Source organism: Stenotrophomonas sp. STEN046, assembly GCF_056759755.1.
Genome location: NZ_JBRRDR010000015.1, coordinates 51,415 through 74,264, shown reverse-complemented (window position 1 = coordinate 74,264; position 22,850 = coordinate 51,415). Strand labels below are relative to the sequence as shown.

The window sequence follows — 22,850 nt, the reverse complement described above, 5'->3', positions numbered from 1 at the left end:
CGGATTACATGCGGAACACGCCGAAGCGTGTCTGCTGCGGGGCGGCGTTGAGGCTGGCCGACAGGGCCAGGGCGAGCACGCGGCGGGTATCGACCGGGTCGATTACACCGTCGTCCCACAGGCGTGCGCTGGCGTAGTACGGGTGGCCCTGCTGCTCGAACTGGTCGCGGATCGGCGCCTTGAACGCATCTTCTTCCGCCGCCGGCCACTGGCCGCCCTTGGCTTCGATGCCATCGCGCTTGACCGTGGCCAGCACGCTGGCGGCCTGCTCGCCGCCCATCACGCCGATGCGCGCGTTCGGCCACATCCACAGGAAGTTCGGCGAATAGGCGCGGCCACACATGCCGTAGTTGCCGGCACCGAACGAACCGCCGATCACCACGGTGAACTTGGGCACCTTGGCGCAGGCCACCGCCATCACCAGCTTGGCCCCGTCCTTGGCAATGCCGCCCTGTTCGTACTTGCGACCGACCATGAAGCCGGTGATGTTCTGCAGGAAGACCAGCGGGATGTTGCGCTGGGTGCACAGCTCGATGAAGTGCGCGCCCTTCAGTGCCGACTCGGAAAACAGGATGCCGTTGTTGGCGATGATGCCGATCGGGTAGCCGTTCAGATGCGCGAAGCCGGTGACCAGGGTGGCACCGTAGCGCGGCTTGAACTCATCGAAACGCGAGCCATCGACCAGCCGTGCGATTACTTCGCGCACGTCATAGGGCTTGCGCGTATCGGTCGGAATCACGCCGTACAGGTCCTGTGCCGGCAGCAGCGGTTGTTCCGGCGGCTGCATCGCCATCGCCGGTTCCGGCTTGCGCCAGTTCAACTGCGCGATGATCGCGCGCACCCGCGCCAATGCCTGCAGGTCGTTGTCGGCCATGTGGTCGGCCACGCCGGAGATACGGGTGTGCACGTCGGCACCGCCCAGTTCTTCGGCCGTCACCACTTCACCTGTAGCCGCCTTCACCAGCGGCGGGCCGCCGAGGAAAATGGTGCCCTGTTCGCGCACGATCACCGTTTCATCGCTCATCGCCGGCACGTAGGCGCCACCGGCGGTGCAGCTGCCCATCACGCAGGCGATCTGCGGAATGCCCCGCGCGGACAGGTTGGCCTGGTTGTAGAAGATGCGGCCGAAATGGTCACGGTCCGGGAACACCTCATCCTGCAGCGGCAGGAAGGCGCCGCCGGAATCGACCAGGTAGATGCACGGCAGGTGGTTCTGCTCGGCGATCTCCTGCGCGCGCAGGTGCTTCTTCACCGTCATCGGGTAGTACGTGCCGCCCTTGACCGTGGCATCGTTGGCCACGATCACGCATTCCACGCCACTGACCCGGCCGATGCCGGCCACCACGCCTGCAGCGGGCACGGCATCGTCGTACATGCCGTGCGCGGCCAGCGGCGCGATCTCGAGGAAGGCGCTGCCCGGATCGAGCAGCGCGTCGATGCGATCGCGCACCAGCAGCTTGCCGCGCGCGGTGTGCTTGGCGCGCGCCGCTTCGCTGCCGCCCAGTGCGGTGCGGGCGAGGGTGGCGTGCAGGTCATCAACCACGGCCTGCATCGCGGCGCGGTTGCTTTCAAACGTTTCGCTGCCCGGTTGCAGCTGGCTGTTCAGGACGGTCATCGCGATAGCCTTACAGGGTGCGCTGGAACAGTTCGCGGCCGATCAGCATGCGGCGGATCTCCGAGGTGCCGGCGCCGATCTCATACAGCTTGGCGTCGCGCCACAAGCGGCCGGTCGGGTATTCATTGATGTAGCCGTTGCCGCCGAGGATCTGGATCGCCTGGCCGGTCAGCCAGGTGGCCTTCTCGGCGGCGTAGAGAATCGCACCGGCCGCGTCCTGGCGGGTGGTGCGGCCCTGGTCGCAGGCGCGCGCCACGGCATAGACATACGCGCGGCAGGCACCGAGGCCCACGTACATGTCGGCGATCTTGGCCTGGATCAGCTGGAAGCTGCCGATCGGCTCACCGAACTGGTGGCGCTCGTGCACATACGGCATCACCACGTCCATCGCTGCGGCCATCAGCCCCAGCGGACCACCGGACAGCACCACGCGCTCGTAGTCCAGGCCGGACATCAGCACGCGCACGCCACCGCCGACCGCACCGAGCACATTCTCTTCGGGAATCTCGCAGTCCTGGAACACCAGCTCGCAGGTGGGCGAGGAACGCATGCCCAGCTTGTCCAGCTTCTGCGCGGTGGAGAAGCCCTTCATGCCCTTCTCGACCAGGAACGCGGTGATGCCCTTGGCACCGGCGTCCATGTCGGTCTTGGCGTAGACCACCAGTACGTCGGCGTCCGGGCCGTTGGTGATCCACATCTTGTTGCCGTTGAGCACGTAGCGGTCACCGCGCTTGTCCGCGCGCAGCTTCATCGACACCACGTCCGAGCCGGCGCCCGGTTCGCTCATCGCCAGTGCGCCAACCAGGGCGCCGCTGCACAGGCCGGGCAGGAAGCGCTGCTTCTGCTGCTCGTTGCCGTTCTTGCGCAGCTGGTTCACGCACAGGTTCGAATGCGCGCCATAGGAAAGACCGATGCCGCCCGAGGCCCGCGACACTTCTTCCATCGCCACCACGTGGGCCAGGTAGCCCATGCCGGTGCCGCCGTATTCTTCTTCCACGGTCAGGCCCAGCAGGCCCTGTTCGCCCAGCTTGGGCCATAGTGCCAACGGGAACTGGTTGGTTGCGTCGGCTTCGGCCGCGAGCGGCGCGATCTCGGCAGCGGCAAAATGGGCCACGCTCTGGCGCAGCAGGTCGATATCTTCGCCGAGATCGAAGTTCAGGGATGGCACGTGCATTGCGGTGGCTCCACGAGGGAAGGTGGGGAATGGACGCACCCGGGAGGGGGGCAGGCGCTGTTCACAGCAGCGGCCCGCACGGGCGATTGGACCCCAGCGTAGCGGGGTTCGGGTAAGAAGTGAATACAAATTCAAAAATTGAAACTAGACTCAGAACATGGCCTATAAACGCTCTGCATTGATGGAAGAACGCCTGGCTGGGGCCCGTGAACGGATCCTGCTGGCCACCCGCGAGCTGGTCGCCACCGGCGGCTGGCGAAACGCCCCGGTGACGGCCGTGGCGACCCAGGCAGGGGTGTCCACCGGGTTGATCTACCGGCATTTCCCGTCCAAGGCGGAGTTGTTCGTGGAGGTGCTCAACGCTGCGGTGGCGCATGAGGTGGAGATCATGGAGCGCATCGCCAGCGGGCCGCAGGTGGCCAGCGAGCGCCTGCGCCTGGCCATCACCGCCTTCGTCCGCCGCGCCCTGGCCGGGCCCGGGCTGGCCCATGCCTTCATCGTGGAACCGGTGGACCCGGACGTGGAGGCCGAGCGCATGCGCGGGCGGCGCGCCTTTGGTGACGTGTTCCTGCGGCTGGTGGAAGAGGGCGTGGCTGCCGGCGAGCTGCCCGCGCAGGATGCCCACGCCACCGCCGCCTGCCTGGTCGGTGCCTTCACCGAAGCGATGGTGGGACCGACCGCACCCAGCCGCGAAGCCCACCGCGACGAGGGGGCATTGGTGGATGCGATCTGCAGCTTCTGCCTGCGCGCGATCGGTGCACCTCCAAATCGGTAGCGCGGGGCCATGCCCGGCGGCTTCTGCCGCGCTGCGCGCTCGCCGGGCACGGCCCGGCGCTACCTCATGCGGCCGAGGCCGCATGTTGCGTCGCACCAGCATTGACGCCTGTTGTCGCACGCGAAGTGCGTTCTATACTCGGCCCATCACGCAGTCGCTCAGCCGTGGTCCATCGACTACCAGCCAGGGGTAACGAAGAGTGCGGAATTACGATCTGGAGTTCCTGAAACGCTTCTCCATGGTGATCGCGCTGTTGATGGCCATCACCCTCGGCCTGATCCTGCTTGCCGCCTACATCCACACCCGGATTCCGCCCGAAGTGTCGCCCACGGCGGCCAAGCGCACCGAGCAGCGTATTTCGCCCACCGGCGCGGTCTATGCCGGCAGCACCGGCGCCGCCGCACAGGCGGCAGCTGCGGCGGCCGCACTGGCCAAGGCCGCTTCGCAGGTGGCCTATGGCGGCACCAAGGATGGCAAGGTGATCTTCGACAACCTGTGCACGGCCTGCCACACCACCGGCGTGGGCATGGCACCGACGCTGGACCACTCGCACTGGGACAAGCGCCTGGCACAGGGCAAGGACACGCTCTACAAGCACGCCATCGAAGGCTACACCGGCCCCGATGGCGGCATCATGCCGCCCAAGGGCGGCAACCCGGCGCTGACCGAGGAACAGATCCACGCCACCGTGGACTGGATGCTGGGCAACCTGAAGTAACCGGTAGTGCCGGCCGCTGGCCGGCAACCACGCATCGCACGAAGGTCATGACCTTTGCCTACCAAGGCCGAAACCCCGCTGCGCAGGCGGGGTTTCGCATTTCAGGGTTAGTCTGTGCGCCTCTTCCGTGGAGTCGCCCGTCGATGCGCCGCTGTTCCCTCGCCCTTGCCTTGTCCCTGCTGCTGCCGACCGCTGCCTTTGCCCAGGCCCAGCCGCAGGTCGCGCCGACCTCGAGCCCGGCAGCGCGCAGCAGCACCGCCGTGGTCCTGACCACCGCCCCGACCGACTGGCGTGCGTTGCAGGGCCAGCGCGTGCGCATCGCCGCGCCGCTCACCCTGGTCGGCACCGACGGCCTGGAACGCTTCGGCCAGCTGACCGTGGCCTTCGATGGCCGCCTCTGGCAACCCACCGAAGTGGCCGTGCCCGGCAGCGCCGGTATCGAACAGGTGATGGCCGACAACCAGCGCCGCCGCCTGCTGCTGGACGACGGCAGCGATGCCCGCGACCCGGCCAGCGTGGCCTACCTGCCGGGCAACCCGCCGCTGCGTACCGGCATGCAGCTGCGCAACGTGGAAGGCACCGTGCGGGTGGATGCACAGGGCCGGCCGAGCCTGCAGGTGGATGGCACGCTGACCCTTCCCGAGCCGCAGCGCCCGGCGGTACCCCAGGTGCCCGGCAGCCTGCATATCGCCGCGTTCAACCTGGAAAACTACTTCAACGGCGATGGCCAGGGCGGTGGCTTCCCGACCCTGCGCGGCGCGCGCACGCTGGAAGAGCACAAGGCGCAGGTCGGCAAGCTGGTGGCCACCGTCAACGCGCTCGGTGCCGACATCGCCGCGCTGATGGAACTGGAAAACGATGGCTATGGCCCGCAGTCGGCCATCGCCGAACTGGTCAGCGCCCTCAACGCCGGTCTTGCCGCCGACAAGCAGTGGGCCTTCGTCGATGCCGGCGAGGGGCCGGGCAGCAACCCGATCCGGGTTGGCATCATCTATCGCAGGAGCGCGTTCAAGCCGCTGGGCAAGCCGTTGACCCGGCTCGACGGTCCGTTCGCCGAACACAGCCGCGCACCGCTGGCGCAGGCCTTCCAGGGCAAGGGCGCACCGTTCATGGTGGTCGCCAACCATTTCAAGTCCAAGGGCTGCCGTGATGCCAGCGGCGCCGATGCCGACCGCAACGATGGCCAGGGCTGCTGGAATGCCACCCGGGTGGAATCGGCAAAGCAGTTGAACCAGTGGGTGCAGGCCGAAGCTGGCCGCCTGAAGGTGAAGGACGTGGTGCTGCTGGGCGATTTCAACGCCTACGCGATGGAAGACCCGATCCGCACGCTGCATGACCTGGGCTGGCAGGACGCGTTCAAGGCGGCCAAGGTCGAACGACCCTACAGCTACGTCTACAACGGCTACACCGGTCGCCTCGACCACGCGCTGCTGAGCCCCGGCATGGCCCAGCGCCTGCGCGGTGCCGCCGAATGGCACAGCAATGCCGACGAGCAGGACGCCAGCGGCTACCAGGGCCGCAACGTGCAGGGCCCGTGGCGCAGTTCCGACCACGACCCGCTGCTGCTGGGCTTCGACAAGTAACGTTTGCCGGGCCCGGGTTGGAAGGTAGCGCCGGGCCATGCCCGGCGACACCTCACCCCCAGGCAATCAACCCGATCGCCAGCACTGCCAGTGCCAGGCCTGCGCGGTTCCACTTCGTGGTCGGTTCGCCAAAGGCCAACACGCCTACCAGCGCGCCCAGCACCACCACGCCGATGTTCATGCCTGCAAACACCGTGGCCGGGCTGTCCGGCATTGCCTGGTGGGCATGCACGTAGAACAGGATGTTGCCGCCGTTGAGCAGGCCCAGCAGCGCGCCGGCGCCCAGGTTGCGCCAGGCCAGCCGGCTGCGGCCGCTGAAGTGCCGCCACAGCTGTAGCGCCAGCATCAACACGAAGGCCACGCTGAAACTGGCCAGTACTGCCGCCATGGATGGCGTGCCTGACAGCGCGACCTGCTTCAACAGAATGTCCACGACCGCAAAACCGCCCCATACGCCCAGCAGCCAGCCCCAGCCGCCGCTCGCGGCGGTAAGCGCCGGCCCGCGCGGGCGCAGGCTGATGGCCACCATCGCCAGCAGGCCCAGGCCCAGCCCGACCAGCTTCCAGGTGCTGGCGCTCTGGCCGAAGAACAGGAACGCGGCCGCCAGTGACAGCAGCAGCGACAGCCGCTGCGCCACATCGCTGCGCACGATGCCGGCCACCGCCACCGCGCGGCCCAGCACCAGGAAAATGGACGGCAGCACCACGGCCAGCGCCAGCAGCGGGACCCACGGGGCATGCGGCGCGCGCAGCGCATCCAACGGCGGCTGCAGCACCACGGCGGTCATCGTCGCTGCTACCAGGTAGTTCCAGGTGACCATCTGCGCGACATCCAGCTGGCGGCGGCCGGCCAGTTTCAACAACACCGAAACCAGCACGCTGCAGATCACGGCCAAGGACAGGTAGAGCATGGGGCGGGCACAGGGCAGGGGCGGGGGACGCTATCATGGTGCCATGCACAAGCCCTCGTTCCCTGTCGCCGCTGGCGAAACTGCATGCCTGGTGCTGGATGGCCCGGTTGGTCCGCTGGAAGTGGTCGTCGACCTGCCCAAGGCCGATGTGCCGGCGCAGCCGATCGTGGCGATCATCTGCCATCCGCTGTCCACCGAAGGCGGCACCCTGCACAACAAGGTGGTCACCATGACCGCCACCACCCTGCGCGAACTGGGCATTGCCACGGTGCGCTTCAACTTCCGCAGTGTCGGCGGCTCGGCCGGTGAGTTCGACCACGGCCTGGGCGAGCAGGACGACCTGAAGGCGGTCACCGCCTGGGTGCGCGCGCAGCGCCCGGATGACCGCCTGTGGCTGGCCGGTTTCAGCTTCGGCTCGTTCGTATCGTTGAAAGCCGCCGCGGACCTGCAGCCGGAAGCGCTGATCTCGATCGCGCCGCCAGCGGGCCGTTGGGACTTCGAAGGCATCACCCCGCCGGCGCGCTGGCTGGTGATCCAGGGCGAGCAGGACGAGATCGTCGATCCGCAGGCCGTCTACCAGTGGCTGGATACGCTCGATGCGCCGCACGAACTGGTGCGCATGCCCGATACCAGCCACTTCTTCCATCGCAAGCTGATCGACCTGCGCGGCGCGCTCACCCACGGCGTCAAGCACTGGCTGGGCGCGGCGGCATGAGCGAGGTGGAACTGACCCCGACCCAGCGCTACGCGGCCGGGGTGGAACGCGGCGACTGGCAGAACGACCCGGCCCAGCATGCGGCCCTGGCCGAACTGGACCGGATCCATCTGGGCCTGGTGGACAGCGCCGAAGACGGCTGGCTGGACCGCCTGTCCTCGTTCTGGAAGAAGCCCGAACCGGTGAAGGGCCTGTACTTCTGGGGCGGCGTTGGCCGTGGCAAGACCTTCCTGGTCGACCTGTTCTACGACGGGCTGCCGATCAAGCAGAAGTACCGCACCCATTTCCACCGCTTCATGCGCAGCGTCCATGAGCGCCTGCGCGAACACCAGGGCCAGAGCGATCCGCTGGCGAAGATCGCCCAGGAGTGGCGCAGCAACCTGCGCGTGCTGGTGCTGGACGAATTCTTCGTCACCGACATCGGCGATGCCATGTTGCTGGCGCGCCTGCTGGAGCGGATGTTCGCCGAGGGCGTGACCCTGGTCACCACCTCCAACACCGCAGTGGAAAACCTGTATCTCAACGGCCTGCAGCGTGAGAGCTTCATGCCGGCCATCGGCCTGCTGCAGCGCTACTGCGTGGAGCTGTACGCCGAAGGCACCGAGGATTACCGCATGCGCGCGCTGACCCGTTCGCCGGTGTACCGCGCGCCGCTGGCAGACGACAGTGATGCCTGGCTGGCCACGCGCTGGAACGAGCTGAGCGGCGGCCAGGCGGCCAAGGCCGGCAACATCGAAATCGAAAGCCGCAAGATCCCGGTGCGCGCGCGCGGCAAGAGCATTGCCTGGTTCGATTTTGCCGCGCTGTGCGAAGGCCCGCGTGGCCCGTCGGATTACATCGAGATCGCGCACGAGTTCAATACCGTGCTGCTGGGCGGCATTCCCGCCTTCGACCGCCTGAACGAGGATGCCGCACGCCGCTTCGTCAACCTGATCGACGAGCTGTACGACCGCCACGTCAACCTGGTCTGCACCGCCAGCACCTCGCCGGTGGAGCTGTACAGCGGCCAGCGCCTGCAGGGTGCGTTCGAACGCACTGCCTCGCGCCTGATCGAAATGCAGAGCGCCGAGTACCTGGGTACCCCGCACCGGGCGTGAGGCGCCGACCGCCGTGCCCGGTGTGCGGCTGTCGCAGACGGACCGGATCGGCCGCAGGCCACCCCGTCCACCGGCAGCCCACCGCTTGCCCACCATCTATCCACAGGGTTGTCCCTAGCCAGCTTCATCACTGTCATGTGAAGCTGTCATCGTTCCGCTGGTGGGGCGCTGATTGCCACCGCCGCGATGCGTTCCGGGCTTGACTGCGCAGCCGGTTCCAGCAGGTCCAAAGCGTCCAAACCGGGCGCTGATGGCCCGATCCTTGCGGCGCAAGGGATTACCCAATTTCACTACATTTGGCGTTGACGGACCCTCTGACCCCCACTATCTTGTGGCTGTCGGTTGTGGGGACCCCAAGCCGCCGGGTCCATGGAATGGATCGCCGGAGCTTCCGGTGATACGCCCTCCATGCCCGCAGCGGCACCGGTCAGCACAGCCAGCAGCAGCCACAGGCGCAGGGTCTCAATTCCTGCGACACCGGTCTGCCACCCTGGGCTGTCATGTCCCGGGCCGCGTCATCCGATGCACCGAGCCACCATCCATCACGCCAAGAGGACTCACGCCGTGACCACCGAATCCAGCGCCACCATCGAAAAGGAAAGCGAGTTCCTGTTGACGTCGCCGCCGACGGCCAACGCGATGAGTGTGACCAAGCGCAATGGCACGACCGAGCTGGTGGATCTGAACAAGATCGTGCGCGCGGTGCAGCGTTCCTCCGAAGGCCTGCACGCGGTCGATCCGATGCGCGTGGCCACCCGCACCATTTCCGGCCTGTACAACGGCGCCACCACCCGCGAGCTGGACGAACTGTCCATCCGCACCGCCGCCCTGCTGATCGGTGAAGAGCCCGAGTACGGCCGCCTGGCCGCCCGCCTGCTGGCCAACTACATCGCCAAGGAAGTGTCGGGCCAGGAAATCTACGCGTTCTCGCAGTCGGTCAGCCGTGGCCACGAAGTGGGCCTGATCAACGACCGCCTGCTGAACTTCGTGCAGACCAATGCGCGCAAGCTCAACGATGCGATCGACATGTCGCTGGACCTGAACTTCGATTACTTCGGCCTGCGCACCCTGTACGACCGTTACCTGCTGCGCCATCCGCACACCCGCAAGGTGATCGAGACCCCGCAGCAGTTCTTCCTGCGCATCGCCAGCGCGCTCAGCGAGGACGTTCCGGAAACCCTGGCGCTGTACAAGCGCATGGGCAACCTGGACTACCTGCCGTCCAGCCCGACCCTGTTCAACTCCGGCACCACCCACGAGCAGCTGTCCTCGTGCTTCCTGCTGGATTCGCCGCAGGATTCGCTGGAGTCGATCTATTCCAAGTACGGCGATATCGCCCAGCTGTCGAAGTTCTCCGGCGGCATCGGCGTCAGCTACACCCGCGTGCGTTCGCGTGGCTCGCTGATCAAGTCGACCAACGGCCATTCCAACGGCATCGTGCCGTGGCTGAAGACCATGGATTCGTCGGTGGCCGCGGTCAACCAGGGTGGCAAGCGCAAGGGCGCGGCCTGCGTGTACCTGGAAACCTGGCACGCCGACATCGAGGATTTCCTCGAACTGCGTGACAACACCGGCGACGAATCGCGCCGTGCGCACAACCTGAACCTGGCCAACTGGATCCCGGACCTGTTCATGAAGCGCGTCGAGGCCGACCAGGAATGGTCGCTGTTCGATCCGCGCGTGGTGCCCGAGTTCACCGACCTGTTCGGCGAAGCCTTCGAGGCCGCCTACCTGCAGGCCGAAGCACAGGGCAAGGCCAACCGCACCATCTCCGCGCGCAAGCTGTACTCGCGGATGATGCGTACCCTGGCCGAGACCGGCAACGGCTGGATGACCTTCAAGGACAAGTGCAACCGCGCCAGCAACCAGACCCTGCGCGCCGGCAACGTGATCCACCTGTCCAACCTGTGCACCGAAATCCTGGAAATCACCTCGGCTGAAGAGACCGCGGTGTGCAACCTGGGTTCGATCAACCTGGGCAACCACTTCGACGGCAACGGCGAGTTCGATTTCGACAAGCTGGCCGACACCGTGCGCCTGGCCGTGCGCCAGCTCGACCGCGTGATCGACCTGAACTTCTACCCGATCGAATCGGCACGCCGCGGCAACCTGCGCTGGCGTCCGGTCGGCCTGGGCTGCATGGGTCTGCAGGACGTGTTCTTCCGCAAGCGCCTGCCGTTCGACAGCGCCGAAGCCCGCGCGCTGTCGAAGAAGATCGCCGAGACCATCTACTTCCACGCGCTGGAAACCTCGGTGGAACTGGCCCAGGAACGCGGCAAGCATCCGTCCTTCGCCGACACCCGTGCGGCCAGCGGCGAGCTGCAGTTCGATGCCTGGAACGTGGTGCCCGAAGATGCCGAGCGTTGGGACGCCCTGCGTGAGCGCATCAAGGAACACGGCCTGCGCAACTCGCTGATGATCGCCATCGCCCCGACCGCGACCATCGCCTCGATTGCCGGCTGCTACGAGTGCGTGGAGCCGCAGGTGTCCAACCTGTTCAAGCGCGAAACCCTGTCCGGTGACTTCCTGCAGGTCAACCGCTACCTGGTGAACGAGCTGAAGAAGCTGGGCCACTGGACCCCGGAGATGCGCGACGCGATCAAGCTGGCCGAAGGCTCGATCCAGGGCATTGCGCAGATTCCGGAAACGCTGCGCCACGTCTACCGCACCGCATGGGAACTGCCGATGCGCTCGCTGATCGACATGGCCGCCGAGCGTGGCGCCTTCATCGACCAGTCGGCCTCGCTCAACCTGTTCATGGAAAGCCCGAACATCGGCGCGATGTCCTCCATGTACATGTACGCCTGGAAGCAGGGCATCAAGACCACCTACTACCTGCGTTCGCGCCCGGCCACCAAGATCGCCAAGACCACGGTCAGCCACACCGCAAGCGCCGGCCCGGAGAAGGTGTTCAGCCCGGAAGAGGCGATTGCCTGCTCGCTGGAAAACCCGGAAGCCTGCGAAGCCTGCCAGTAATACACCGCGCGGTGGATCAACGCGCGGTGGGTGCCGACCGTTGGTCGGCACTGCTGCTCCACTACGGAAACACCAAGGTAGCGCCGGGCCACGCCCGGCGTTTTGACCCGAGAAGACAAGGAAACACCCATGGCTGACAAGCCCAAGCAGATGCTGCTCGATCCCGGTTTTGAACTGACCCTGCGCCCGATGCGCTACCCGCAGTTCTATGACATGTACCGGAACGCGATCAAGAACACTTGGACGGTGGAAGAGATCAACTTCCAGATCGACATCAGCGACCTGCACAGCAAGATGTCGCCGGGCGAGCGCCACCTGATTCACCGCCTGGTCGCGTTCTTCGCCACCGGCGATTCGATCGTGTCCAACAACCTGGTGCTGAACCTGTACCAGCACTTGAACGCGCCCGAAGCGCGCATGTACCTGTCGCGCCAGCTGTACGAAGAAGCGCTGCACGTGCAGTTCTACCTGACCCTGCTCGACAACTACCTGCCGGACCCGGACGAGCGCGTCAAAGCCTTCGCCGCGGTGGAGAACATCGACTCGATCAAGAAGAAGGCCGATTTCTGCTTCAAGTGGATCGACTCGATCCAGGATCTGAAGCGCATCGAGACCCGTGAAGAGCGTCGCCAGTTCCTGCTCAACCAGATCTGCTTTGCCGCGTGCATCGAAGGCCTGTTCTTCTTCGCCGCGTTCGCCTACGTGTACTACTTCCGTTCGCGCGGCCTGCTCAATGGCCTGGCCTCGGGCACCAACTGGGTGTTCCGCGACGAAAGCGCGCACATGGACTTCGCCTTCGAGTGCGTGGACGTGATCCGCGAGGAAGAGCCGGACCTGTTCGACGACAAGATGAAGCAGGATGTCTATGACATGCTGGCCGAGGCCATCGAGTGCGAAGTGCAGTTCGCCGAGGACGTGCTGTCCGGTGGCGTGGCGGGCATCTCCACCCGTGACATGCGCCAGTACCTGCAGCACTGCGCCGACAACCATTTCCATCGCCTGGGCATGGAGCGCAAGTACAACGTGCGCAACCCGCTGAGCTTCATGGAACTGCAGGACGTGCAGGAACTGACCAACTTCTTCGAACGCCGCGCTTCGGCCTACCAGGTCGGCGTGCAGGGCGAAGTCGCCTTCGACATGAACTTCTGATCGAAGCGGTCAGGTCTGTCGCAACGGAAAACCCCGGCCAACGCCGGGGTTTTTTGTTGCCGCACGTGGACTCGCTGTAGAGCGGAGCCCATGCTCGGCTGACGCGCCCGCAATGACGCAATCCACATCAACGGTCGATCACGACCCAACGCGTCGGCCCTGCCCGCATTCCGCACGCCTGTCGCGTAAGCCTCTGGAATCACGTGGATTCCGCTGCACATCATGGCGTGCTGCTGGCGCACCAGCCGCCGGGACTGCAATCCCGCAGAAGAATCACTGTTAGGCTCGCCAAGCGTCGCCAGCATTGTCCGGTGGCGATTGGTGGACCGTCGCACGCCTATGGCGGCGATGCGTTGGAGGGCGAACGCCCACCGGTTTTTCAGTGGTTTTTCCGGGATTGCAGCCACGCATCGTCCGCCACCCTCAACGGTGGCCTGATCCGTAATGGAGGAACCACCATGAGCCCCGATCCGACGAACGCGCACGAACTCAACCACCTGCTGCTGCGCCTGCGCCGCCTGATGCAGGGCATCGAAGGCACTGCGTTGATGCTGTGCGATCACCATCTTGCCCAGGCCAATGGCAGCGCGTCTGCGCTGCAGGGCAAGCAACTGGTCGATGCCACGCACGCCATGCAGTGCCTGGCCATCAATGGCCGCCGTTGCGCGGAATCGATGGAGCGGCTGGTTGCCGGACCGACCGTGCACTGAAGGTAGCGCCGGGCCACGCCCGGCGAGCGCGCAGCGCGGGAGGTTCTCGTAGTGCGGCAGGCAGTGCGCCGGGCGCGGCCCGGCGTTACCGCCGGCCATTCACCGCCATGCGCACCGCCAACCCGGCAGACGGCTTCGGTATACCGAGCCGACCTGCAACATCGGCGATTGAGTGCCCACGGCCAGTGACCGGTTCGACTCCGACGTCGTGCTAGATTCGCGAAAGTGGGACTCCCGCGAGAGGTACTTTCATGAATGCATCGGTCGAGAAATGCGCTTCTTCATCAAAAGGTGGACTTCGGCGCCGCCCCTGGGTAGCAGGGTATCGCTGCCTCACAATCACTATTGCAGCGTTGCTACTGTCAGCGTGTTCGAGCGGTGCACGCCCAACCCCCTCGCATCATTTGAATCAAAGACAGCCCGTCAAATCAGGGAGTGAAACTGGTATGGAGCGTGAAATTGGTATGGAGCGATTCAAGAACGATATCGAGCGTTTGACTAGCGTGCGTTTTGATGATGTCGACGCATTGAATGAACAACTTCACACGCATCTGGGAGAGCCGACTCGACAGCGTTTGAGGAGCGAGCGGATCGCAGAACGCGGAATGCTGGGCGACCTTGAGATCCGGAACATCACTCTCAGAAGTGCTCTCGACGATCCTGCGCATGCGAAGCTGGCGTTTGATGTCGTGCCACCCAGCATCGCGCTCGAGGAAATCATCTGGGAGGACTCCACCATAGAGCCACCTCACCCCGATGCGCCTGACTCCCGCCCTTACTGGACCGCCCGGGTGAACGGTGTTGAGGTCGTGCTCGGGCTCGCCTTGGACAACGTCACACTGACCCGGGTAGTGATCAGTCAGTGACCCCTGTCATTGCGAAGGAGCCGCAGCATGGAGCGTACTGAAGAAATTGGATTGCCACAGTCGCAGGAGGGAGGGCGCCCAGGAGCAGCACGTCGTCCGGCCTCGCCATTGGCCGACCCCTCGTTGGCGCCGCTTCTGGCGAAATCCCCAACACTGCGAGCGGGTCTCGCGCAGGCCCAACGCGACGATCTGGATATTGTCTGGGGGCAAGCCGGTATGGGAACCTATATTGCTCCCCGTGAGAAGATCGTCATTGACGGGAACGCAATCGGGCAAGGCTCCAGAATCGCACGTTCTCTTTCTCACGAAGTTGGGCACCATCTCTTCACCGAACCATCAGATCCGACGACTAAGCAATCCTATGTAAACAGCAAGTTGCGAGGAGAAGCAGCTGCGACTCTCAGCAATGTCCAGGTCCAGCGCGAAATTGTCGCCGCTGGCGGTCCGGATATTGGCGTTTCCGGCACAGGTAACCGGCCACAACAATATGGAGCCATTGCGGCGGAACTCCAGGCCGGAAGGATCAACCGTAGCCAAGCACTGGATCAGATCGCTGGGTGTTCAAGACAGAGGCTCCGTCTGTTGGCCCTCATGCGAACTACGAGCTTTACTACGGCGCACACTATGACCAGCACATAGCGCCCTCGCAGCGGCAGCGACGGCGCAGGCCAGAGCCAGAACTTGACGCCGAGCGCACCGCAGTTGCGGACAGAGTTGGCACTCCCGCCGACGACTCACCGTCGCTACATCGAGTGCCTTCTTCAACAGCTGCACTTTGTGATGCAGACCTTTCTCTTTATATGCAGCTAAGGGCTGGTGTGGAACGCCTGGACGCCGAGCATGGGAAGCCGTGGGACGAGTCGAGCCAGCGGATGACCGCAAGCCTGCTGGTACTGGCGAAGGAGCAGGGGCTTTCGCGGGTTGACCATGTTGTGTTGAACAACCCGACAGAAAGCCTGGCTCGGGGTGAGAGGGTCTTCATAGTGGAGGGAGCAATGGATGATCCAGCCCATCGCCGAGGACACATGAATACGATGGATGCGCTTCGTGCGCCTGAAGCGGAGTCGCTTCATCGTGCTGATGCATTGAGTCAATCGCAAGCAGCGAGCCTTGAACAACAGCCCGCACAGCTTGTCCATACGCAGGACGGCCCATCGATCTTGAGATAGGAGTATCGCTGCAGCATCGGAAGAGTCATCACCGCCGGCCATCCACCGCCATGCGCACCGCCAGCCCGGCCAGCACCGTGCCCATCAACCAGCGCTGCACCATCTGCCAGGTCGGCCGCGTGGCAAGGAAGCCGGCGATGCTGCCGGCCATCAACGCGATGATGCCGTTCACGGTCACACTCACCGCGATCTGGGTGGACCCCAGCACCACCGACTGCAGCAGCACGCTGCCTTCGCTGTCCGGGTGCAGGAACTGCGGCAGCAGCGACAGGTACATCACCGCCACCTTGGGGTTCAGAACGTTGGTCAAAAAGCCCATCGCGAACAGCTTGCGCGGGCCGTCCACCGGCAGCTCGCGCACCGCGAACGGCGAGCGGCCGCCGGGTTTCAGTGCCTGCCAGGCCAGGTACAGCAGATACAGGGCGCCACCGATGCGCAGTGCGTCGTAGGCAAATGGCACGGTCATCAGCAGGGCGGTGATGCCCAGCGCCGCGCACAGCATGTAGAACACAAAGCCCAGCGCCACCCCACCCAGCGAGATCAGCCCGGCCACCGGCCCCTGGCAGATCGAGCGCGAGATCACGTAGATCATGTTCGGCCCGGGCGTGAGCACCATGGCCAGCGACACCAGGGCGAAGGCCAGCAGATCGGAAGTGGCGGGCATGGCGAATGGTCCTGGAGGGCTGAGCGATTGTAGCGCTGTGCCTTCACCGCCCTGCCGTAAAATCATCGCCACCCCACCCCCGAAGCATCGTCATGACCCCGATCCCAGAGACCGTGCCGCCCATCGAAGTGCGCATGGCCGAAATCGTCTTCCCCAACCACACCAACCACATGGGCACGTTGTTCGGTGGCCAGGCACTGGCGTGGATGGACAAGGCCGCGTTCCTGGCGGCGGCCCGTTACTCGCGCCGCACCGTGGTGACCGCGCGCAGCGACCAGGTCGACTTCAAATTGCCGATCCGCATCGGCCAGATGGTGGAAACCATCGGCCGCATCGTCGAGGTGGGCCGCAGTTCGATGAAGGTCGAGGTCGAGCTGATCGCCGAGGACCTGCACAGCGGCGAGCGCAAGCTGTGCACCCGCGGCCACTTCGTGATGATCGCGCTGGGCGAGGATGGCCAGCCGACCGCGGTGCCGCGCCTGCCCGATGCGGCCCCGGCCGCCTGACCTGCTGCTTGTGGGGGCATCCACGCGCCCCCATCTGGCACCCATGACACTGCCGCTGACCGACTTCATCGACCGCGCCCAGCGCCTGTTCGTGCTGACCGGCGCCGGTTGCAGTACCGCCTCGGGCATCCCCGACTACCGTGACAGCGACGGCCAGTGGAAACGCACGCCGCCGGTGACCTACCAGGCCTTCATGGGTGAGGCGGCCACCCGCCAGCGCTACTGGGCACGCAGCCTGCTGGGCTGGCCGCGCTTCGGCCATGCCCGGCCCAATGGCACCCACCAGGCGCTGGCCGCGCTGGAAGGCCGCGGCAAGCTGCAGGTGCTGCTGACCCAGAACGTGGACGGTCTGCACCAGCGCGCGGGCAGCCACAACGTGATCGATCTGCATGGGCGGCTGGACCGGGTGCGCTGCATGGGCTGCGAGGCGCGCGGCGGGCGCGAAGCCTTCCAGCAGCGGTTGCTGGAGGCCAACCCCGGCTGGGAAACGCTGCAGGCCGGCATCGCGCCCGACGGCGATGCCGACCTGGAAACCGACTTTTCCGCGTTCACGGTGCCGGACTGCCCGCAGTGCGGTGGCCTGCTGAAGCCGGATGTGGTGTTCTTCGGCGAAAACGTGCCGCGCGAGCGCGTTGCGGCGGTGCACGAGCACCTGCAGCGCGCGGATGCCGTGCTGGTGGTGGGATCTTCGCTGATGGTCTATTCCGGTTTCCGCTTCGTGCAGGCTGCTGCCAGGGCGGGCCTGCCGGTGGCGGCGCTGAACCGCGGCCGCACCCGCGCCGATGACCTGCTGCAGTTCAAGGATGAGCGCGACTGCGCCGAGGCGCTGGCCGGGGTCGTGGGCCGGTAGCGCCGGGCCATGCCCGGCGAGCGCGCAGCGCGGTCGCACGAAACAGCGATCCATCCACGCGGTTGCTATGTCGGCCGCACAGCGGTGCAATACGTACCCCCTTTGGTACACCTCCCCCTGCCGTGAGCCAGCTGTTTTCGCCGATGTCCTTCGGCCCCCTGAACCTGTCCAACCGCATCGTCATCGCGCCGATGTGCCAGTACTCCGCCGAAGACGGCTGCGCCAGCGACTGGCATGCCATGCACCTGGGCAACCTGGCGCAGTCCGGCGCCGGACTGCTGATCCTGGAAGCCACTGCCGTCGAGCCGCGCGGCCGCATCAGCTGGGCCGATCTGGGCCTGTGGGACGACACCACCGAAGCCGCATTGGCGCAGGTGCTGGCCAGCGTGCGCCGCTGGTCGTCGATGCCGATCGGCGTGCAGCTGGGTCATGCCGGCCGCAAGGCCTCGGTCAACCGTCCGTGGGATGGCGGCGGCCAGTTGCCGGCCGACGATGCACGTGGCTGGGCCACGGTCGCGCCGTCGCCGTTGCCGTTCCATGCGACCGACCCGGCACCGCAGGCGCTGGACGAGGAAGCTATCGCCGGAATCGTTGCCGCCTTCGCCGCCAGCGCGGTGCGCGCCGAGCGCCTGGGCCTGGAGCTGATCGAGATCCACGCCGCGCACGGTTATCTGCTGCACCAGTTCCTGTCGCCGCTGAGCAACCGTCGCAGCGATGGCTACGGCGGCTCGCTGCCGAACCGCCTGCGCCTGCTGGTGGAAGTGTTCGACGCGGTGCGTGCGGCGGTGTCGGACAAAGTCGCGGTGGGTGTGCGCATCTCCGCCAGTGATTGGGTGGACGGTGGTTGGGACATCGTGCAGAGCGAGGCGCTGGCGCAGGTGCTGGATGCGCGCGGCTGCAACTTCCTGCATGTCTCCAGCGGTGGCCTGCATGAGCGTCAGAAGATCAGCGTCGGCCCCGGTTACCAGGTGCCGTTCGCTGCTGCCATCAAGGCCAAGAAAGTGCGCATGCCGGTGATCGCGGTGGGCATGATCACCGAGCCGGAGCAGGCCGAATCGATCCTGCGCCACAACCAGGCCGACGCGATCGCGCTGGCCCGCGGCATCCTGTACGACCCGCGCTGGCCGTGGCATGCCGCTGCCGCGCTGGGCGACAGCGTGGTGCCGTCGCCGCAGTACCTGCGCTGCGAACCGCGCGATGCGCGCGGTGTGTTCAGCGCCCGCTGAGGGCTACACCTGCCAGGCCGGGGCGATACCGGCCTGCAGGTGCTCGAACAGCGCGCGGATCTTGGCGGTGAAGTCGCGGCGGTCGCTGACGCAGAAGTAGACGTCCATCGGCACCGGTTGCCAGTGGCTTGCCGGCCCGAACACCGCCTGCAGGCGCCCGTCGCGCAGGTAGGGCTCGGCTACGAACGCGGCCAACCGGGTAATGCCGGCACCGGCCGCGGCCAGTTCGGCCAGGGCGTCGATGTCATCGCAGACCATGCTCGGCGGCAGCGCGGCATCCACGCGCTGGCCCTCCTTCAGCAGGCCCCAGCGCAGCGGTCGTCCATCGGTGGGGAAGCGGTGCAGCAGGCCCAGATGCTGGGCCAGTTCGGCAGGTTCCTGCGGCGTGCCACGCGCCTTCAGATATCCGGGCGATGCACAGAACACGAAGGGAATGCGTGCCAGTGGGCGTGCCACCAGCCCATCTTCCAGCTGCGCGCCGATGCGGATGCTGGCATCCACCGTTTCCGGGCCGTGCTGCACCGCGCGGTCGGTCAGGCGCAGTTCCAGCTGCAGTTGCGGGTAGCGCTGCTGCAGCGACGGCAGCAACGGTGCCAGGACGTGGCGGCCGAATGCGCTGCTGCTGGCGATACGCAGCGGCCCGGCCGGTTCGATATCGCCGGCGGTGACCATGGCCTGCGCGCGTGTCAGGTCGGCTTCAATGTGGCGTACCTGCGCCAGGTACAGCGCGCCGGCCTCGCTCAGCGCCAGCTGGCGCGTGCTTCGGTTCAGCAGACGTACGCCCAGATGCGCTTCCAGCCGGTTGATGTTCTGGCCGACGGCGGTGGCACTGATGCCCAGATTGCGGGCCGCAGCGGCAATGCTGCCGGTTTCTGCGGTGCGGGTGAAGCTGCGGATGAGCTGCAACAGGTTCATGACCACCCAGCTTGCCATGCAGGAGGCCAAGTATGGCTTGGGTCTGTCCCAACCGGTTCGGTTGCATCGGTGACCATCGTCCACGCGGCCAGGGGGCTGCCCTACACTCAGCCGATGCGCCCTGATTCCATCCTCACCCTGTCCTGCCCCGACCGCACCGGCATCGTCTACCGGGTGTCCGGCCTGCTGTTCGACCACGGCTGCAACATTCTCGATGCCCAGCAGTTCGGTGATGAGGAAAGCGGTCGGTTCTTCCTGCGCGTGCACTTCGACCGCGATGCCGGCCTGCCGCTGGACACGGTGCATACCGCCATGGCCGCACTGGCTGCCGACTTCGGCATGGACTGGCAGCTGCACGATGGTCGCCGCCGGCCGCGCCTGCTGGTGCTGGTCAGCAAGCAGGGGCACTGCCTGAACGACCTGCTGTTCCGCGCCCACAGCGGCCAGCTGAAGGTCGATATCGCCGCCGTAGCGTCCAACCACGCTGACTTCGCGCCGCTGGCGACGTCCTACCAGGTGCCGTTCCACCACCTGCCGGTGAACGCGGAAACGCGCGCGCTGCAGGAGCAGCAGATCATCGATCTGGTCGAGCGCGAACGCATCGATCTGGTGGTGCTGGCGCGTTACATGCAGATCCTGTCGCCCACGCTGTGCCGCGCGCTGGCGGGCAGGGCGATCAACATCCACCACAGCTTCCTGCCCAGCTTCAAGGGCGCGCAGCCGTACCACCAGGCGCACGCGCGCGGGGTCAAGATCATCGGTGCCACCGCGCACTACGTTACCGAAGACCTGGACGAAGGCCCCATCATCGAGCAGGACGTGGCCCGCGTGGACCACGCGATGGGCCCGCGCGAACTGGTGCGGTTGGGCAGCGATACCGAATCGCAGGTGCTGGCGCGGGCGGTGCGCCGGCATGTGGAGCACCGGATACTGCTCAACGGTCACCGCACGGTGGTGTTCAGGTAACGCGGGCGGTGCCGGAAATGGAACAGGGCATTTGCCCAGCACGCGCATGCTGCTGATCCGATGGCCTGGGGCAGGTCGAGCGCACGCCATCAATATGTTCCATAAGCCCTTTGGGAATGGATGACCACATCGGATCCAGCACAAAATCCACCCCTTCACGCCGGGCGAGCTTCGCGGCCGGCACGAAGTCAGCATCGCCAGCCATCAGAATGATCTGACGCACCTGGCGCTTGAGCGCAAGTGATGAAATGTCGATGCCGATGCGCATATCTACGCCTTTCTGTCGCACATTCGGTTGCAGCTCATCGGCTTGAAGATCGCCGAACGTTCGCTTGCCCTTGAGCAGGTCGTCGAAGGTTCGGGATCCGGTCGTCCACGAGCTGAAATCGGTGAGGTGGCCAAGACGCAGGGCCACCTTGCGCTTCTGCTTCAGTGCCTCGTGAAGGCTGGATCTGAACAGTGCTTCGTCGGATCGCGAATAGTCGATGCACAGGCCGGAAATCGGGTTGTGCATTTTTTTGCGCAGCGGCGGGCAGTCGTAGAAGAAAATGCGGTAGAGGTCCCGTCGCTCGCCATTTGAATGCTTGAGATGCGCGATGGCCCATCGGTGGGCAACTTCTGCGGCGCGTTGAGCGTTGTGGGCGTTGTGGGGCTCGATGCGGCGAAAGCGCTTGATGAAGTAGCCGCCATCAATGAGAACTGCCGTTGGCATGCCTTGCCCTCCTGGCTTCATCCAATGAAAAGCCCTCGGTTCGGCCGTCCCGCGATCTGTTGGGGGGTGTACTTGGAGGGCTGGATGGCTTCGATTCTGCAGGGTGCGAATCAGGCACACAAGCGGCAGAGGCGACACGCCGACTACAGAATCGCGATCTTCGCCTTCGCCAGTGCCTCGCGCACCATTCCGTCGTTGGCTTCGGTCACCGGGCGGGTCAGTTCCCACAGGAACGTCACCCGGAAGCCGGATTTCACCGCGTCCTGTGCGCTCCACAGCACGCAGTAGTCGCGCGCCAGGCCGCAGACATGTACTTCACGGATGCCGCGTTCGTGCAGCCAACCGGCCAGGCCGGTCGCCGGACGGGTGCCATCGGGGCCATGGTTTTCGCGGAACGCGCTGTACGAATCCACCTGCTGGCGGGTGCCCTTGCGCAGGATCAGGTCGGCCACGGTCCAGTCCACGCCCGGGTGCAGCATGGCACCGTCGCTGCCCTGTACGCAGTGGTCCGGCCACAGGGTCTGTGGCTGTGCGTGCAGCAGGATCGCTTCAAACGGCAGGTGGCCGGGATGCTGGCTGGCGAACGACGCATGGTCGGCCGGATGCCAGTCCTGGGTGGCCACCACCGTGCGGTAACGGCGTTGCGCCAGCAGGGCGGCGATCGGCTCCACCAGCGCGTCGCCCTGTTCGCAGGCCAGCGCGCCACCGGGCATGAAATCCGGCTGCAGGTCGATCACCAGCAGGGCGACATCGGCGGGCAGAGGGGTCATGGCAGGTCCAACACAACGGAGGGGGCGACCAGCGTGGCGGCCCCCTGCGCGGACGTCAATCGCTGCTGGGCGGATCGTTGTCCTGGCCGTAATACAGCAGGCCGATCTGGATGCGTGGGCGGCCGTTCTCGCGGCGGTGACGGTTGGCATCGCGCAGCGAATACACGCAGCCGCAGTACTCCTGCTGATAGAACTGCTCGCGCTTGCTGATCTCGACCATGCGGCTGGCACCACCGCCCTTGCGCCAGTTGTAGTCCCAGTACTGCAGCCCCTCGTAGTGCGATGCTGCGCGTACCCCGCAGTCATTGATCTGCGCCATGTTCTTCCAGCGCGAAATGCCCAGCGAGGAGCTGATGGTGTCGTAGCCATGTTCGTGCGCATACAGCGCGGTGCGCTCGAAACGCATGTCAAAGCACATCGTGCAGCGGATGCCGCGCTCGGGCTCGTTTTCCATGCCGCGCGCACGGCTGAACCAGTTGTCGGTGTCGTAGTCGCAGTCGATGAAGGGAATATCGTGCTGTTCGGCGAAGCGGATGTTTTCCTGCTTGCGCAGTTCGTATTCCTTCACCGGATGGATGTTGGGGTTGTAGAAGAAGATCGCGTAGTCGATCCCGGAGGCGGTGATCGCCTCCATCACTTCGCCCGAGCAGGGCGCACAGCAGGAATGCAGCAGCAGGCGCTTGCCGTTCTCGGGAAGCGACAGGGAAGGGCGTTGAAGTTCGGTCATCGTTTGGCTACCGCACGGACCGCCGGCAACGGCGGCGGCCCATGCATCGGGTTGCAG

The 22,850-nt window shown here is 65.7% G+C and carries 23 protein-coding genes; 15 read left to right on the top strand and 8 right to left on the bottom strand.

The genetic code is table 11. From position 1 onward, the window contains the following. Positions 1-4: 4 nt before the first annotated feature. The gene (locus ACVOLJ_RS09635) at positions 5-1,615 is read right to left on the bottom strand and encodes a carboxyl transferase domain-containing protein (protein WP_481564031.1); all 1,611 of its coding nucleotides are present in this window, start codon (positions 1,613-1,615) and stop codon (positions 5-7) included. A 10-nt stretch (positions 1,616-1,625) separates the two neighbouring features. Then, positions 1,626-2,789, bottom strand: coding sequence for an isovaleryl-CoA dehydrogenase (locus ACVOLJ_RS09630; RefSeq protein ID WP_475280857.1), 1,164 nt, complete (start codon positions 2,787-2,789; stop codon positions 1,626-1,628). Positions 2,790-2,946: 157 nt separating this feature from the next. Here ACVOLJ_RS09630 and ACVOLJ_RS09625 point away from each other — a divergent pair, with 157 nt between their 5' ends. The 3 genes from ACVOLJ_RS09625 to ACVOLJ_RS09615 all read left to right on the top strand — a co-directional run bounded on the left by ACVOLJ_RS09625 (position 2,947) and on the right by ACVOLJ_RS09615 (position 5,865). Continuing rightward, complete coding sequence (locus ACVOLJ_RS09625) at positions 2,947-3,564, top strand: TetR/AcrR family transcriptional regulator (protein ID WP_481564030.1); 618 nt, start codon at positions 2,947-2,949, stop codon at positions 3,562-3,564. 199 nt (positions 3,565-3,763) lie between these two features. Beyond that, positions 3,764-4,282, top strand: coding sequence for a c-type cytochrome (locus ACVOLJ_RS09620; RefSeq protein ID WP_475280859.1), 519 nt, complete (start codon positions 3,764-3,766; stop codon positions 4,280-4,282). A 143-nt stretch (positions 4,283-4,425) separates the two neighbouring features. After that, positions 4,426-5,865 carry an ExeM/NucH family extracellular endonuclease gene (locus ACVOLJ_RS09615; protein WP_481564029.1) on the top strand — a complete coding sequence of 480 codons (1,440 nt, stop codon included), beginning with the start codon at positions 4,426-4,428 and terminating at the stop codon, positions 5,863-5,865. A 52-nt stretch (positions 5,866-5,917) separates the two neighbouring features. Here the strand turns inward: ACVOLJ_RS09615 and ACVOLJ_RS09610 are convergent, their stop codons facing one another. Next, the gene (locus tag ACVOLJ_RS09610; protein WP_475280861.1) at positions 5,918-6,775 is read right to left on the bottom strand and encodes an EamA/RhaT family transporter; all 858 of its coding nucleotides are present in this window, start codon (positions 6,773-6,775) and stop codon (positions 5,918-5,920) included. Positions 6,776-6,818: 43 nt separating this feature from the next. Here ACVOLJ_RS09610 and ACVOLJ_RS09605 point away from each other — a divergent pair, with 43 nt between their 5' ends. The 8 genes from ACVOLJ_RS09605 to ACVOLJ_RS09570 all read left to right on the top strand — a co-directional run bounded on the left by ACVOLJ_RS09605 (position 6,819) and on the right by ACVOLJ_RS09570 (position 15,457). Then, a complete protein-coding gene (locus ACVOLJ_RS09605; protein ID WP_475280862.1) occupies positions 6,819-7,490 on the top strand; it encodes an alpha/beta hydrolase in 672 nt (223 codons plus the stop codon). Further along, positions 7,487-8,587 (top strand): cell division protein ZapE, encoded by a 1,101-nt coding sequence (gene zapE / locus ACVOLJ_RS09600; RefSeq protein ID WP_475280863.1) that lies wholly within the window; start codon positions 7,487-7,489, stop codon positions 8,585-8,587. Before ACVOLJ_RS09605 ends, zapE begins: the two co-directional genes overlap by 4 nt. A gap of 564 nt (positions 8,588-9,151) precedes the next feature. Further along, on the top strand, positions 9,152-11,563 hold the full coding sequence (locus ACVOLJ_RS09595; RefSeq protein WP_475280864.1) for a ribonucleoside-diphosphate reductase subunit alpha: 2,412 nt from the start codon (positions 9,152-9,154) through the stop codon (positions 11,561-11,563). 129 nt (positions 11,564-11,692) lie between these two features. Then, the gene (locus ACVOLJ_RS09590; protein WP_475280865.1) at positions 11,693-12,712 is read left to right on the top strand and encodes a ribonucleotide-diphosphate reductase subunit beta; all 1,020 of its coding nucleotides are present in this window, start codon (positions 11,693-11,695) and stop codon (positions 12,710-12,712) included. Between the two features lie 203 nt (positions 12,713-12,915). Then, a complete protein-coding gene (locus tag ACVOLJ_RS09585) occupies positions 12,916-13,422 on the top strand; it encodes a hypothetical protein (protein ID WP_481564028.1) in 507 nt (168 codons plus the stop codon). A gap of 446 nt (positions 13,423-13,868) precedes the next feature. Beyond that, on the top strand, positions 13,869-14,288 hold the full coding sequence (locus ACVOLJ_RS09580) for a hypothetical protein (protein ID WP_475280870.1): 420 nt from the start codon (positions 13,869-13,871) through the stop codon (positions 14,286-14,288). 27 nt (positions 14,289-14,315) lie between these two features. Beyond that, on the top strand, positions 14,316-14,927 hold the full coding sequence (locus tag ACVOLJ_RS09575; protein WP_481564027.1) for a hypothetical protein: 612 nt from the start codon (positions 14,316-14,318) through the stop codon (positions 14,925-14,927). Between the two features lie 161 nt (positions 14,928-15,088). After that, positions 15,089-15,457, top strand: a complete 369-nt coding sequence (locus tag ACVOLJ_RS09570) for an XVIPCD domain-containing protein (protein ID WP_481564039.1) — start codon at positions 15,089-15,091, stop codon at positions 15,455-15,457. Positions 15,458-15,485: 28 nt separating this feature from the next. On the opposite strand, the gene ACVOLJ_RS09565 is transcribed toward ACVOLJ_RS09570, so the two are convergent. Further along, positions 15,486-16,121: a LysE family translocator gene (locus ACVOLJ_RS09565; RefSeq protein WP_481564026.1), complete on the bottom strand. Its 636-nt coding sequence runs from the start codon at positions 16,119-16,121 to the stop codon at positions 15,486-15,488. 92 nt (positions 16,122-16,213) lie between these two features. Between ACVOLJ_RS09565 and ACVOLJ_RS09560 the strand changes: the two genes are divergently transcribed. From ACVOLJ_RS09560 to ACVOLJ_RS09550, 3 genes are all read left to right on the top strand, one after another. After that, positions 16,214-16,627, top strand: a complete 414-nt coding sequence (locus tag ACVOLJ_RS09560) for an acyl-CoA thioesterase (protein WP_475280873.1) — start codon at positions 16,214-16,216, stop codon at positions 16,625-16,627. A gap of 43 nt (positions 16,628-16,670) precedes the next feature. Then, positions 16,671-17,477: an NAD-dependent protein deacetylase gene (locus tag ACVOLJ_RS09555; RefSeq protein ID WP_475280874.1), complete on the top strand. Its 807-nt coding sequence runs from the start codon at positions 16,671-16,673 to the stop codon at positions 17,475-17,477. Between the two features lie 122 nt (positions 17,478-17,599). After that, on the top strand, positions 17,600-18,703 hold the full coding sequence (locus tag ACVOLJ_RS09550) for an NADH:flavin oxidoreductase/NADH oxidase (protein ID WP_481564025.1): 1,104 nt from the start codon (positions 17,600-17,602) through the stop codon (positions 18,701-18,703). Between the two features lie 3 nt (positions 18,704-18,706). Here the strand turns inward: ACVOLJ_RS09550 and ACVOLJ_RS09545 are convergent, their stop codons facing one another. After that, positions 18,707-19,618, bottom strand: a complete 912-nt coding sequence (locus ACVOLJ_RS09545) for a LysR family transcriptional regulator (RefSeq protein ID WP_481564024.1) — start codon at positions 19,616-19,618, stop codon at positions 18,707-18,709. A gap of 114 nt (positions 19,619-19,732) precedes the next feature. Here ACVOLJ_RS09545 and purU point away from each other — a divergent pair, with 114 nt between their 5' ends. Continuing rightward, positions 19,733-20,584, top strand: coding sequence for a formyltetrahydrofolate deformylase (gene purU / locus ACVOLJ_RS09540; RefSeq protein ID WP_475280877.1), 852 nt, complete (start codon positions 19,733-19,735; stop codon positions 20,582-20,584). Here purU and ACVOLJ_RS09535 read toward each other — a convergent pair. The 3 genes from ACVOLJ_RS09535 to ACVOLJ_RS09525 form a co-directional block, all read right to left on the bottom strand. Continuing rightward, complete coding sequence (locus ACVOLJ_RS09535) at positions 20,577-21,296, bottom strand: NYN domain-containing protein (RefSeq protein WP_481564023.1); 720 nt, start codon at positions 21,294-21,296, stop codon at positions 20,577-20,579. The genes purU and ACVOLJ_RS09535 overlap by 8 nt on opposite strands. Before the next feature lie 143 nt (positions 21,297-21,439). Next, positions 21,440-22,066: a bifunctional nicotinamidase/pyrazinamidase gene (gene pncA / locus ACVOLJ_RS09530; protein ID WP_475280879.1), complete on the bottom strand. Its 627-nt coding sequence runs from the start codon at positions 22,064-22,066 to the stop codon at positions 21,440-21,442. A gap of 55 nt (positions 22,067-22,121) precedes the next feature. Continuing rightward, a complete protein-coding gene (locus tag ACVOLJ_RS09525) occupies positions 22,122-22,793 on the bottom strand; it encodes an epoxyqueuosine reductase QueH (RefSeq protein WP_481564022.1) in 672 nt (223 codons plus the stop codon). Between the last annotated feature and the right edge of the window lie 57 nt (positions 22,794-22,850).